The following is a 12,892-nucleotide window of genomic DNA, read 5'->3' on the forward strand; positions in this document are numbered from 1 at the left end:
AGCCAATCCTAAGCGCTCGCGCCACCGATCGCGGACCACCGACTAAACCCCGCTACTTGTCTGAGGAGTTGTGCTACGCTTCGCCTCGATGTTCACGCGCTTCCTTCTCCTTCGCCGCCACGGCGGGGCCTGACCGGACCGGCCCCCCGCCGTGGGGCAAGCACGCGTGCCGGTCGATTTTCGACCTCCCGAGAAGGACCGCAGATGAACACCGGATGGAACCGGCAGCAACCCTCCCGCATGCCGTCGCACCGCTACCGCGACGTCTACCAGCGCGTCGACGTCCCCAACACCGACCGGGCCTGGCCCGGCAACCGGATCACCCAGGCCCCGCTCTGGGTGCCGGTCGACCTGCGCGACGGCAACCAGGCACTGGCCGAACCGATGGACCCGGCGCGCAAACGCCGGTTCTTCGAGCTGATGATCGCCATGGGGTACAAGGAAATCGAGGTCGGCTACCCGTCCGCCTCGCAGACCGACTACGACTTCGTCCGGCTGCTCGCGGACACCGGACTGGCCCCGGACGACGTCACCATCGTCGTATTCACCCCGGCTCGCCGCGAGCTGATCGAGCGCACCGTGGCGTCCATCCGGGGCCTCCGCAACGACGTCGTGATCCACCTGTATACCGCCACCGCGCCGACCTGGCGCACGGTGGTCCTCGGCCACGATCGAGCGTCGCTGAAAGAACTGATCCTCGACGGCGCCCGCGACGTTCTGCGCGCAGCCGGCGATCTGCCGAACGTCCGCTTCGAGTTCTCCCCCGAGGTCTTCAATCTCACCGAACCCGACTACGTCCTGGAGGTCTGCGACGCCGTCACCGAGACCTGGCAGGCGAGCCCGGAGCGGCCGGTGATCCTGAACCTCCCGGCGACCGTCGAGATCGCGACGCCCAATGTGTACGCCGACCAGATCGAGTACATGCACCGCAACCTGGCACGGCGCGATTCGGTGATCCTGTCCGTGCACCCGCACAACGACCGCGGCACCGGCGTCGCCTGCGCCGAACTCGCCGTGCTGGCCGGCGCCGAACGTGTCGAGGGCTGCATTTTCGGCAACGGCGAGCGCACCGGCAACGTCGACCTGGCGACGCTCGCGCTCAACCTGCATGCGCAGGGTGTCGACCCGATGATCGACTTTTCGGACATCGACGAGATCCGCCGCACCGTCGAGTACTGCAACCGGATCGAGGTCCACGCCCGGCATCCGTACGTCGGCGACCTGGTGCACACCGCGTTCAGCGGCACCCATCAGGACGCGATCAAGAAGGGTTTCGCCGAACATCACGCGCGCGCCGCGGAAACCGGCGTGCCCGCCCGCGATCTGGACTGGCGCGTGCCGTACCTGCCGATCGACCCGGCCGATCTCGGCCGCGACTACGCCGCGGTGATCCGGGTGAACTCGCAGTCCGGCAAGGGCGGAATCGCTTACCTGCTGGAAAGCGAGTACGGCATCACGCTGCCGCGCAGGCTGCAGATCGACTTCGCGCGCCGCGTCCAAGACCACACCGACGGCTCCGGCCACGAGGTGACCGCGAGCGAATTGTGGCAGCTCTTCGAGGCCGCCTACCTCCAGCCCAATCCGGCAATCACGTTGTCCCGCTTCGAAAACTCGGCCGACGAACACACCAGCATCAGCCTGCGAGTCGACGGGGTCGAGCACGCCAGCACGTACACCGGCATGGGACCGGTCGAAGCGCTCACCGCCGCGCTGGGCGAGCACGGGCGGAAGGTGGACATCGTGGCCTTGCACCAGACGAGCATCGGGTCCGGCAACGACAGCGAAGCGTTGACACTGCTGGAATATCGCACTGACAGCGGTACACAGTGGACAGCGGGTCGGAACCGTTCCGTGCTCGCGGCCAGCCTGACCGCGGTGGTGAACGCCGCTTAGCTGCCCGTCTCAGTAATTCATGACCTGGTCGGGCTCCGGCGCGGATGCGCGGCGGAGCCCGACCTGCCGCCGACGCGGCCGTCCAGCACGAAGGGACCGCAGACCAGGGTGCGTCACGAATGAACTAACCACCACCCTGCCCGGCTGCCGCTCCTGGCGCTGACTTGGCGAGTACGTCGGCCCGGTCTTGTGTCCCGCTTGCGGATTTCTAGCTCTCCGGAAGCGCTGGCCGCGGCTATCCACACGGTCCACGCCGAGGTTCACGCGCTGGAACTCAGCCTCTCCACGATGAAAACCACATCACCGGCCTCTGCGCCCCAGCGGTCGTCGCGGCTTACCCATCGAGGTTCGTCACCGCCCGGCTGCCGCGCACCCGCCGAGCGCCTGACAGGATCCGCCTGGTTGCCGCGAATCAGCCGCCTCCACGCAGAAACGCCAGCACCGCCAGCACCCGCCGGTTCGCGTCGTCGGTCGGCGGGAGGTCGAGTTTCGCCAGGATGCTCCCGACGTGCTTGCCCACCGCGGCGTCGGACACCACCAGCCGCCGGGCGATCGACGCGTTGGAGTGTCCCTCGGCGATCAGCGACAAGACTTCCCGTTCCCGCGCCGACAATCGAGCCAGCGGATCAGCCCTTCGGCGCAGCAGTTGGCGCACCACCTGCGGATCCACCGCCGTTCCGCCGTCGACGACCTGGCGCAGCGTCCCGACGAATTCCTCGACGTCGACCACCCGGTCCTTGAGCAGGTAGCCGACTCCGCGTCCCTCGGCGGAGTCGAGCAGATCGGCCGCGTGATGGTGTTCGACGTATTGGCTCAGCACCACCACCGCCAGCTCCGGCCGGGTGCGCCGCAGCTCGACCGCCGCGCGCAGCCCCTCGTCCGAATGTCCGGGCGGCATCCGGATGTCGGTGAGCACCAGGTCCGGATCGTGCTCACGTACTGCGGCGTGCAGCCCCTCGGCATCGCCGACCGCGGCGACGACCTCGAAGCCGAACCGCTCCAGCAAACCGCACAGTCCCTCGCGCAGCAGCACCTCGTCTTCGGCGAGAACGACCCGCATCGGCTCTTCCCTCAGCACGGCAGCTCCACTCGCACGACAGTCGGCCCACCGACCGGACTGCGCACCCACATCCGGCCGCCCAGCACGGACACCCGGTCGCTCAACCCGGTGATCCCCGTGCCGCGCGACGGATCAGCACCGCCGGCTCCGTTGTCCCATACCTCAATGATAAGCAGCCGACCGACAATTTTGGCGGTCACCGAAGCGCAGCTGGCCGCGGAATGCTTGGCGACATTGGTCAGCGACTCGGCCACCACGAAGTACGCCGTGGATTCCACCGACTCCGGCAGCCGCGCGGGCACCGTCGCGTCCACCGTGACCGGCACCGCGCAGCCGTCGGCGAGTTCCTCCAGCGCGGCGGGCAAGCCGAGTTCGGCGAGCGCGCGCGGGTGGATTCCGTTGATCAGCTCACGCAGCTCGATCATCAGTTTCTTGGCCTGATCATGCGCGGCCGACACCGCCTTCGCCGCCGCAGAATCCGGTGGCAGATCGACCTTCGCGAGCCCGAGCTGCAAACTCAGCCCGACCAGTCGCTGCTGCGCGCCATCGTGCAGATCGCGTTCAATGCGCTTACGTTCCGCATCGAAGGCCGACAGCAACCGCGTACGGGATTGCGATACCTCGGTCAACTCGCCGCGAAGCTTCTCGGCGGCACCGTCGGTGAGCAACGCACGAGCCAACATCGCGTGCAGACCAGCGAATCCGGGCAGCAGGTAGCCGGATATGACGAGCAAGACCACGCCAGCCAACGCGTACGGCACCGCGCCCGCGGGTGTCGAAACTTCGCTGAAACCAACGGAAATCGTTTCGTTCGCGCTGACGAGCAGCGGACTGAGAACCAGAATCACGGCGAAGAACGCGACCATGCCTCCCACCGCGTACAGCGCGGGAATCGCGGTGCAGAGCAAAACCGCGTACCCGAGTTCGCGCCACGCCGCCGGTTCGGTGTACCGCGCCCGCATTCGAGGCCACCAGCCCGGTTCACCGCCGATCAGTCCAACCGGGACAGTCACCGGGTTGAGGTCCACCATGCGCAACCGCTGCCGTTCGACCCCGGCCACCACCGCCGCCCACGCCGGGCCCGCGCTCAGGAACAGCAGCATTCCGAACACCGAGAACACCGCAACGAGTCCCAGATCCGAGGTCTGCCCGTGCACGACCCGGCTCACCAGCACCGCGAGCGGCAGCAGACAGAACCCGAACGGCAGGCCGAACAGCAGCGTCATCGGGCCGGTACTGAGCCCGTAGAGCAGCGCCCGCCATGGCCAGGAAGAAATCAGAAACGTCCGATGCGCCAAGGCATCCAGTACGGTACGCGGTTTCGCGGTCGGAGAGACGGTAGCCACGAGATCCAGATTAGCCAGCGAGCTGTCCGGTCTCGATCGGTTTGCCCGTAGTCTCGAAGGTAGGGCTAGGCATACCAGGGCGGCGGATTGTCCGCGCGGGTGAGCAATCGGCGCAGTGGCGTACGCGTCACTGTCCGCATCGCCAGCGCGTTGAGCCGCGCCTGTCGCGCGGTGTCGGGTGCCCACCGCTTGAGCATCGCCGGACTCGCGTCCCGGTGTCCCCAGCGGACGAAGCGGCGCATGCGGATTTCGTAACTGCCGAGGTCACCGGCCTCAACAGCCGCGGCCAGCGCCTCCGCGCCCATGATCGCCATCGCCGTGCCGAGCCCCGTCATCGGCGAGCCCGCCCAAGCCGAGTCACCAAGCAGCACCACCCTCCCGGCCGACCAGGATGGAGCGGTGACCTTCACCAGCTCATCGCAGTAGAAACCGGGGTCATGCGCGATCGCGTCGAGCACTGACGGTAGATGCCAATCCTCAGCGATGCCCGCCCGCCTAATGCAGTCCGCCATAAATTTTCGTTGGGCCGCAACGTCTCTGACCAGATCTCCGCGATGAGGTGCGCGTACCGCGATCAGCGCTTGACCGCCGACGCGTCCCGGCCGGATGGCGACCATCACGCCACCGCCGACGGCGAACATCCGCATGTCAGACCCGAATTCGCGCGGGTACGGCACCGCGACGAACGCGAGGTAGCCACCCAAGTACCGAGCTTCCACCGTGGGAAACCACCGCGCCCGCGAGGATGACCGCGTGCCCTCGGCGAGCACCAGCAAGTCCGCGTCGATCCGCCGCCCACAGTTGGTTTCCACTCGCACGCCATCCGCAGTGACGTCTGCCGCTACCAGGTGTTCTCCATAGTGGACGTCCGCAGTGGACGCTTTCTCCAGCACCGCGTTCAGGTCCTCGCGGCCGATCTCGACGTCGGCCACAATTCCCCCGACCTGCGCGGGCATCCGCCACAGCTCGCGACCGTCCCGGCCGACTGCGACCATCCTCTCTTCCGCCACCCGCACCGCGAGCACGTCGTCGAGCAGCCCCCATCCGCGAAGGACATCTTGGCTGTGCCCACGCAGATCCACCGTATGGCCGCCGATCCTCGGTCCGTCCGCGCGTTCGAGCACGGTGGCGCTGATCCCCCGTCGACCCAGCGCCACCCCCAGTGCGTTGCCAGCGATTCCACCGCCGCTGATCACGATCTTCGGTGTTTTCACTGGTCCGACGGTAGCGCCAGATTAGTACGTTGTGCAAGACGTTGTGCAAAACATCGTCTGAGACAGCCGGGTAAGGTGTGCACCGTGGGCAATCGGGAGGATCTTCTGGAGGCCGCTCGCGTCTGCTTGCGCGAGCGCGGGCTGAGCACGACCGCACGCGACATCGCGTCCGAAGCCGGCGTCAGCCTGGCCGCGATCGGCTATCACTTCGGCACGAAAGACGCCCTGCTCGCACAAGCCGCCGCCGAGGTCATCGGCGACGCGCTGGGTGCGTGGATCGAAAAGGTCCTCCGGGAGACCCCCGCCGGGGCCGAGCCCGGCAAGACCTTCGCCGAGTTCTGCGGACGGCTGCCCGAGGCGTTCACCTCAGTGCACACGCACCTGCTGACGTCGCTGGAACAGCTCACTCGCCTCGTCCGCGCGGGCGATCCGCAAACGACAATGGCACCGGCGATGCAGCAGAGCGTCGCTGCGCTCACGAACATCCTCCGCGCTGTTCATCCACAGCTTCCACCGTCCGAACTGGACGGTCTGGCGCAGCTGTACCACGCCGTGCTCAACGGCGTGTCCCTGATCTGGCTCGCCGCACCGGAGTCCGCTCCCACCGCCAATCAGTTCCAGCACGCGATCGTGGCCTTGACTTCAAGTTAAGTTGAGGTCCTAGTTTCAGCCTCGTGACCGAAACGACTGACGCCGGAGTGCGGCGCCCACCCAAGTCCTTGCTGGCGACGCTGCTCGGCGTCAGCACCATGACCATCATGGCCAGCGCCACGATCACCCCCGCTCTGCCAGGCATGCAACGGCATTTCGCCGCCGAACCGCATGCGGAACTGCTCGTTCGGCTGGTCCTCACGTTGCCCGGGCTGGCGATCATGGTGTCCGCGCCGTTGCTGGCCAAGCTGAGCGGGCGAACCGGACGCGTGCCGGTGCTGCTCGCCTGCCTCGCCCTCTACACCGTCGGCGGCGGATCCGGCCTGCTGCTGGATTCCCTGCCCGCTCTGCTCGTCGGGCGGGCCGTGCTCGGGATTGGCATCGCCGGGATCATGACCACGTCCACCGCGTTGATCGCCGATCACCATAGCCCCGGCGAGCACGGCCGCGTGCTCGGGTTGCAAGGCGCGGCAATGGGTTTCGGCGGCGTTGTCGCACTGTTGCTCGGCGGTTTGCTGGCCGCGGTGGACTGGCGGGGACCGTTCGCGATCTACTTGCTGGCGATTCCGATGTTGGTGCTCGTGTTGCGCTTCGTGCCAGACGCGCCAGTCCAGCCAGCCGATCCGGCAGACACCAGCACAGTCGCGTCACCGTGGCAGCCACGGTTGCTCGGGTTGTACGCGCTGATCTTCATTGGCGTGGTCGTCTTCTACACCGTTCCCACGCAGGCCCCGTTCTGGCTGGCCGAGGTCGGCGGCGCGGGGCCGGCTGTCACGGGAGCCTTGATCGCGGCGGTCAACCTGGTGATGACCTTGGTGGGGCTGAACTTCCGCCGGCTGCGCACCCGGTGGTCCTTCCCGTTGCTGGCCGTCGTGATGTTCGCCGCCTTCGCCGTGGGACTGGTCGTGCTGGGCACCGCCGGTGCATTGTGGACGGCCGCGCTCGGCATGGTCATCGTCGGACTCGGCGTGGGGCTGCAAAACCCGACCATCAACGGCTGGCTGGTCTCCACCGCGGCTCCTGGCGCTCGAACCAGGGCGCTGGGATTGCTGACGTCCGCGTTGTTCCTCGGGCAGTTCTCGTCCCCGCTGATCGCGCAGCCGGTGATCGACGCTGTCGGGATGGGGACGACGTTTGTCCTTTCCGGAGCGTTAGCCGCGGTCGTCGGCCTTGTCGTGGCGGTCATTCACCGACGATGAGACGTAGTCGACGATGTTGGCGTGCGTGGCGAACCAAACCCCTTCGTGCGAAGCGATGTGCTCCAGCAGCTCAGTGAGAATCGTGATGCGGGAACGGTGTCCGATGATGTGCGGATGCATGGTGAGCTGGAAGATCCCGCCTTCGGCCAAGGCGAGGTCGAACTCGTCGCGCCAGATCGGCAGCACTTCCCGCGGCGGGGTGTACGGACGCTGGGCACCGTGGCGATTCATCGTGAAATACGGTGCGTCGTCGCGGATCCACTCCACCGGAAGTTCAATGATGCCAGTCGGTTCGCCGTCGGCGAGGATCTCGTAGCAGTCATTGTCCGCCATCAAGGACGAGTCGTAGGACAGCCCCAGCTCGCGGATAATCGAGAGGGAGCTTTCCGAGAAGTCCCAGGACGGGGTGCGGATGCCGACCGGACGCGTGCCGGTGAGCCGTTCTAAGGTGTCCGCGGCCCGGAAGGTGAGATCACGCTCGGCCGAGGGCGGAAGTTGTACGTTGCTTTCGTGGATCCAGCCGTGCAAAGCGACCTCATGCCCAGCGTCTACATAGGACTGTACCTCGCCGTCGTGCAGCAACGCCGACACCGCGGGCACGAAGAAGGTCGACGGCACCCCGAACCGCTCAAGCAGTTTCAGCACGCGCGGCACGCCGACCCGCGAGCCGTATTCCCCCTGCGACAGCTTGCCCGGGAGCACCTGACCGTCGCGCAACGCGAGCGTCTCATGGTCGGAATCGAACGACAACGCCACCGCCACCCGCGCCCCGCCCGGCCAGGAGTCCGGCCGCAACGGCCGCCCGGCCCGCACGTGACCGACGTGGTCACGCCAGGTTTTCTCGCTCCACTGCCACGGTTCGGTCATGCTTCCTCCCCTGACTACGCGATACACCATCGTATCGCCGCACCACGATGAGGCACCCGCACGACGAGCTGGCACGCTGCACGGAAACTCTAGGCTCGACGCCCGCCATCGACCGACAGCGTGGTCCCGGTGATGTACGACGCGGCATCCGAACAAAGCCAGACCACGGCCGCCGCAGCCTCTTCCGGCGTGGCCAGCCTGCCGAGCGGAGTGATCGCCTCCTGCCGGGCGATCATGTCGGGGTCGCCAGCCCATTTGTCGAACCCCGGCGTCCGCGTCGGCCCCGGGCACACCGCGTTCACGCGGATGCCGTCCGCCGCGTAGTCCACCGCCGCGACCTTGGTCAGGCCGACAATCCCGTGTTTCGCCGCGACGTACGCCGGTGCGTTCGGGATCGCGTACAACCCGCCGTTGGACGCGACGTTCACGATCGCGCCGCCCTTGAGGTGCGGGAGTTCGTACTTCATGCAGAGAAAGGTCCCGGACAGGTTCACCTGCACCACGCGCTCGAACTCGGCGAGCGTCAGCTCGTCGACGCGTTTGCGGGACGACAAACCCGCGTTGTTCACCGCGAAGTCGAGCCCGCCGTACGCCTCGACCGTCTGCTTGATCGCCGCCTGCACCGAGGACTCGTCGCCGATGTCGACCCGGACGGCGAGCGCCTCCCCGCCGTCCTTCTTGATCAGCTCGACGGTCTCCGCCGCCGCATCCTCGTCGATGTCTAGCACGGCCACCGCCGCGCCGGTTCGCGCGAACTCGATCGCCGCCGCCCGGCCGATCCCACTGCCCGCCCCGGTGACCAGCCCGCTCATGCCATCGGCTCGTGGTTCGCCCAGGCCACGCGGTACGAATGCCGCGCCTGCCACCGCTCGATCACCTCGTGCAGCTCGGGCGCGGTGAAGCTCTTGGCCAGCGTGTCGAGGTCCGCGACGGTGACCTGGACGATCGCCGTCGCGATGAGCGCCGGGATGGCGTCCTCGCCCGGGATCGGCAGGTGCCGCCGGGTCTCGACCGACTCGGCGAACCCGGTCGCCAGCATCGCCTGTTTGATATCGCTGAGGTACTGATCCAGCTCAGTGTCGGGCACCGGCTGGTCGAACGAAACAATCATCGTGTGCGTGATCATGCTTCAAGTTATGCCCCGGTTTCGACTGCGCGTCCAAGACCGATTCGCTATTCGGCGATAACCTGGCGGCATGGCTGAGCTAGAGACGCGCGAACTCGAGTACTTCCTGGCTGTCGCCAGCGAACTGCACTTCGGCCGCGCCGCAGTGCGGCTGTCGATCGCCCAGCCGGCGCTGTCGAAGGCTATCCAGCGCATCGAAACGCGGCTCGGCGTGCAACTGTTCGCCCGCTCGAGCCGCCACGTCGAACTGACCGCCGCCGGCGAGGCCCTGCAGGAACACGGACGGCACGCCCTCAACGCGGTCAGCGCCGCCGCCCGCAACGCCCGCCGCGCCGGGGAGACCCACCTGCGCCTGGTCCTCAAACCGGGCGGCGACGCCGGACTGCTGTCCGGAATCCTCGCCGAGTACTCGCGGCATCCCGCCGCCCACCAGGTCGACATCCTGTTCAGCGGTCCCGCCGACCGCACCGACTTCCTCCTCAGCGGCCGCGCGGACGTCGGCCTCCTGTTCGTCCCGTTCGACGACCTGACCGGACTTGCCTCCGAACCACTACACGCCGAGAACCGCGTGGCCATCGTCCCTAGCACGCACCAGCTGGCCCAGCGCCCGTCCGTCCGGCTGGCCGATCTGGACGGCGAGACGCTGCCGTCGTGGAAGGGCGTGCCCGGGGTCGAGGGAAGCGGGCCCGAGGTGGCTGACGTGGTCCAGCTGCTGCACCTCGTCTCGCTGGAGCGGATGATCGGCGTCCTGCCGCGGTCGCTGGTCGACCAGGTCCCGCCGGGCGTGGTCTGCGTGCCGATCGAGGACGCTCCGCCCAGTCAGCTCGTACTGGCCTGGAACGAACAAGACCGGCGGCCGCAGGTGGCTTCGTTCGTCAACGCGGCACTGGATTCGCTCCAGCGTGGCCCGATCCCGGATAATCGCGTTCAGTCTTCCGGCTAGGAGTGTCATGCTGGCCTGTGTGGAGGACATCATCGCCGGGATCGGACCCCGGCTCCGGCATTTCCGGCGGCAACGCAACTGCACCCTGGACGAACTGTCCACCGCGACCGGCATCTCCATCAGCACCCTCTCCCGCCTCGAATCCGGGCAGCGGAAGGCCAGCCTCGAACTGCTGCTCCCGATTTCCCGCGCGCATCGAATCCCGCTGGACGAACTGATCGGCACTGCCCCGCTGCAGCCGGTCACGCGCAGCGACCGGACCGTCGTGCCGCTCACCCAGCAGCCCGGCCAGCTGCAATCGGCCAAGATGATCTTCGACGCCACCCAATGCGAACCCGCTCCGCGCACCCACCCCGGGCACGAATGGTTCTGCGTGCTCAGCGGCAAGGGCAGGCTCGTGCTCGGCGAGCACGACGTCGTCCTCAAGGCAGGCGAGGTCGCCGAATTCGACACCCGGATTCCGCATTGGTTCGGCAGCACCGGCGAGGGCCCGGTCGAAATCCTCAGCCTGTTCGGCAAGCAGGGCGAGCGCCTCCGCATCCGGGCCAAGACGCGCTGACTGCTCCGTTTGGCGGCATAACCCGCCGCCGAAGGGAAACCTATACCCCCAGCGACCTGCGCTGATCCAAGCACACCGCCGAAAGTCGGTGCCCGGCAAGAAAAATCCCGGCTTAACTCTGTGTCCCGCGGACGGACACCCTTTCCCTCCGCGCGTTTCCTTCGCCTACGACGAGGAGATGCACCGATGCGGAAACTCTTCGCCCTGCTCACTTCCGCCCTGGCGGCCGCGGCTGTCGTGGCCGCCAGCCCGCCGGTTTCCGCGGCCGCAGGCAGCGGGGTGGTGCCCGGGCTGACCGGGGCCGCCGCGAAGGCCGCCGCCGGGACCGCGGCGGACCGGTTCCTCAAGATGCGCCACGAAAAAGCCGGTCACAGCGTCAAACCGCGGCTCGACGCGCAGCAGCACACCTTCTGGGGCCCCGAACCGCAACTGTCCAGTGGCGCGGACGGAATTCTCGTCACGCACAGCGTCGTCCCCGACCTTCGCCTCTCGAACAGCGCGGACGTCGTCTATGCCCCGACGGTCAAGCCCACCGGCCATTCCTGCATCGAGGTCGTCACCGCGTACGGACTCGACCAGGGCGGTCAGGTCTGGGCCTGGGACTGGTGCGGGACGATCGGGCCCGCCAAGGTAGTCCCGCTGGACAGCTCGTTCCTCTCGAACTACACGTCCACAGTGGACGGACACCCGGCGTTCACCGTGCAGGAGGTCCAGACCGACGCGGGCGCCAACAGCTGGACCGCCTCGCTCTACAACGTGAAGACCGGCAAGTGGGACGACCTGTTCACGCAGAGCGGGAGCGACCAGAGCACGCTTAACGAGGGCTGGGACATCTTCGAGCTGTACTCGACCGTCGACCCGTCGACCGGCCAGGCGTACTACTGCTCGGACGCCAAGGGCAAGGTGTTCGAATCCAGCCAGCTGCAGCTGCGCATCGGCGGCCAGTGGACGCCCGCGACGGAGTCGAACTCGCCGTTGCAGCCGACCGCCAACCCGAACCCCAGCGACTACAGCTGTTCGTCGCTGCAGTTCGAGGTGCCGACGCCGAACAGCAACTGGCGCGTCACCGTCTAAGCCCCGGCCGGCAGGGGTGCGTGCCACCAGCGGTCAAACGCGGCACTGCACCCCTGCCGGTTGGCGTAATCACGGGCCACCTTCTGAGATATCTCATCGACCCGATCCGCGACCTCGGTGCCCAGCCGGTAGCACAACCGCAGCTCTTGCCACAGCGGCGCGTCCTCGATCGCCCGCACCACTATCCCGTCCTGGCGATCCTCCCGCGTCGCCAACGCTGGCGCGACTGCCATCCCCTCGCGCACCAGATCCAGCAGCGTAGCCAGGCATTGCGGCCGATGCGGCTGATCGAGCACCACCCCACGCTGCCGACAGACTTCCTGCAGGTACACCGACCACCGAGTCGTCCACGGCGGATCGTCCGCCCAGGGATACGCGGCCAGCTCCTCCAGCGGTATCTCCCCGCGCGAGGCCAGCGGATGATCTTCCGCCAGAATCACGAAAACCGGCTCCCGCGCCTGTACCACGACGCTCCCCACACCCTCTGGAACGATCCGATCCGGAAGCGGCGCAAGGTAAATCAGCGCGAGATCCAGCTCCCCATCCGCGAGCGCCGCCAATGTCCGAGCCTCGTCCTGCTCTTCATGCACCCGCACCGCGCGACACCACGGCTGATCGCGCAGCCACCTCGCCAACGCGAGATGCAAAAACCCGCTGTACCCGCCGACCCGCACCGCCCCAGCCGACTCCCGCCGCGCACCAGCCCGCTCGGTCAACGCCGACATCCCAGCCAGCACCGCACGCGCGTCCGCGACCACGGTTTCCCCGAGTGCCGTCGGCACGCATCCGGTCGGCGAGCGCGCGAACAGACTTCCGCCGACCGACCGCTCGACGCGCCGCAGCAACCCGGACAACGCGGGCTGCGAAACGTGCAATGTCTTGGCCGCGCGAACGAGACTGTGCGCGTCGGCGATGGCCACGAGCGCGCGCAGGTGGCGCAGTTCCAGCTCCATGACTCCT

General features: G+C 67.6%; 13 protein-coding genes. 6 read left to right on the plus strand and 7 right to left on the minus strand.

Annotation, left to right across the window (positions count from 1 at the left end; all coding sequences use genetic code 11):
• Positions 1–204: 204 nt before the first annotated feature.
• Positions 205–1,893: a 2-isopropylmalate synthase gene (locus ACZ63D_RS37365; protein ID WP_465359045.1), complete on the plus strand. Its 1,689-nt coding sequence runs from the start codon at positions 205–207 to the stop codon at positions 1,891–1,893.
• A 412-nt stretch (positions 1,894–2,305) separates the two neighbouring features.
• Here ACZ63D_RS37365 and ACZ63D_RS37370 read toward each other — a convergent pair whose 3' ends face one another.
• The 3 genes from ACZ63D_RS37370 to ACZ63D_RS37380 form a co-directional block, all read right to left on the minus strand.
• Positions 2,306–2,953, minus strand: coding sequence for a response regulator (locus tag ACZ63D_RS37370; RefSeq protein ID WP_465359205.1), 648 nt, complete (start codon positions 2,951–2,953; stop codon positions 2,306–2,308).
• A gap of 11 nt (positions 2,954–2,964) precedes the next feature.
• The gene (locus ACZ63D_RS37375) at positions 2,965–4,299 is read right to left on the minus strand and encodes a sensor histidine kinase (protein WP_465359046.1); all 1,335 of its coding nucleotides are present in this window, start codon (positions 4,297–4,299) and stop codon (positions 2,965–2,967) included.
• A 65-nt stretch (positions 4,300–4,364) separates the two neighbouring features.
• Complete coding sequence (locus tag ACZ63D_RS37380) at positions 4,365–5,513, minus strand: FAD-dependent oxidoreductase (RefSeq protein WP_465359047.1); 1,149 nt, start codon at positions 5,511–5,513, stop codon at positions 4,365–4,367.
• An 84-nt stretch (positions 5,514–5,597) separates the two neighbouring features.
• Between ACZ63D_RS37380 and ACZ63D_RS37385 the strand changes: the two genes are divergently transcribed.
• Positions 5,598–6,164 carry a TetR/AcrR family transcriptional regulator gene (locus tag ACZ63D_RS37385; protein WP_465359048.1) on the plus strand — a complete coding sequence of 189 codons (567 nt, stop codon included), beginning with the start codon at positions 5,598–5,600 and terminating at the stop codon, positions 6,162–6,164.
• Positions 6,165–6,187: 23 nt separating this feature from the next.
• Positions 6,188–7,363, plus strand: a complete 1,176-nt coding sequence (locus tag ACZ63D_RS37390; RefSeq protein WP_465359049.1) for an MFS transporter — start codon at positions 6,188–6,190, stop codon at positions 7,361–7,363.
• Here the strand turns inward: ACZ63D_RS37390 and ACZ63D_RS37395 are convergent.
• The 3 genes from ACZ63D_RS37395 to ACZ63D_RS37405 form a co-directional block, all read right to left on the minus strand.
• Positions 7,316–8,230 carry a polysaccharide deacetylase family protein gene (locus tag ACZ63D_RS37395; protein ID WP_465359050.1) on the minus strand — a complete coding sequence of 305 codons (915 nt, stop codon included), beginning with the start codon at positions 8,228–8,230 and terminating at the stop codon, positions 7,316–7,318. The two genes, ACZ63D_RS37390 and ACZ63D_RS37395, sit on opposite strands and share 48 nt — an antisense overlap.
• Before the next feature lie 89 nt (positions 8,231–8,319).
• Complete coding sequence (locus tag ACZ63D_RS37400; RefSeq protein WP_465359051.1) at positions 8,320–9,042, minus strand: SDR family NAD(P)-dependent oxidoreductase; 723 nt, start codon at positions 9,040–9,042, stop codon at positions 8,320–8,322.
• Positions 9,039–9,356, minus strand: coding sequence for a hypothetical protein (locus tag ACZ63D_RS37405; protein ID WP_465359052.1), 318 nt, complete (start codon positions 9,354–9,356; stop codon positions 9,039–9,041). Before ACZ63D_RS37405 ends, ACZ63D_RS37400 begins: the two co-directional genes overlap by 4 nt.
• Before the next feature lie 70 nt (positions 9,357–9,426).
• On the opposite strand from ACZ63D_RS37405, the gene ACZ63D_RS37410 reads away from it, so the two are divergent.
• The 3 genes from ACZ63D_RS37410 (at position 9,427) to ACZ63D_RS37420 (ending at position 11,932) form a co-directional block, all read left to right on the plus strand.
• Positions 9,427–10,299 (plus strand): LysR family transcriptional regulator, encoded by an 873-nt coding sequence (locus ACZ63D_RS37410; RefSeq protein WP_465359053.1) that lies wholly within the window; start codon positions 9,427–9,429, stop codon positions 10,297–10,299.
• A 7-nt stretch (positions 10,300–10,306) separates the two neighbouring features.
• Positions 10,307–10,858, plus strand: a complete 552-nt coding sequence (locus tag ACZ63D_RS37415; protein ID WP_465359054.1) for a helix-turn-helix domain-containing protein — start codon at positions 10,307–10,309, stop codon at positions 10,856–10,858.
• A 186-nt stretch (positions 10,859–11,044) separates the two neighbouring features.
• Positions 11,045–11,932: a carbohydrate-binding protein gene (locus ACZ63D_RS37420; RefSeq protein ID WP_465359055.1), complete on the plus strand. Its 888-nt coding sequence runs from the start codon at positions 11,045–11,047 to the stop codon at positions 11,930–11,932.
• Here ACZ63D_RS37420 and ACZ63D_RS37425 read toward each other — a convergent pair.
• Positions 11,929–12,885: a LysR family transcriptional regulator gene (locus ACZ63D_RS37425; protein ID WP_465359056.1), complete on the minus strand. Its 957-nt coding sequence runs from the start codon at positions 12,883–12,885 to the stop codon at positions 11,929–11,931. The two genes, ACZ63D_RS37420 and ACZ63D_RS37425, sit on opposite strands and share 4 nt — an antisense overlap.
• Positions 12,886–12,892 lie beyond the last annotated feature (7 nt).

Source organism: Amycolatopsis sp. NPDC104775 (assembly GCF_055583325.1).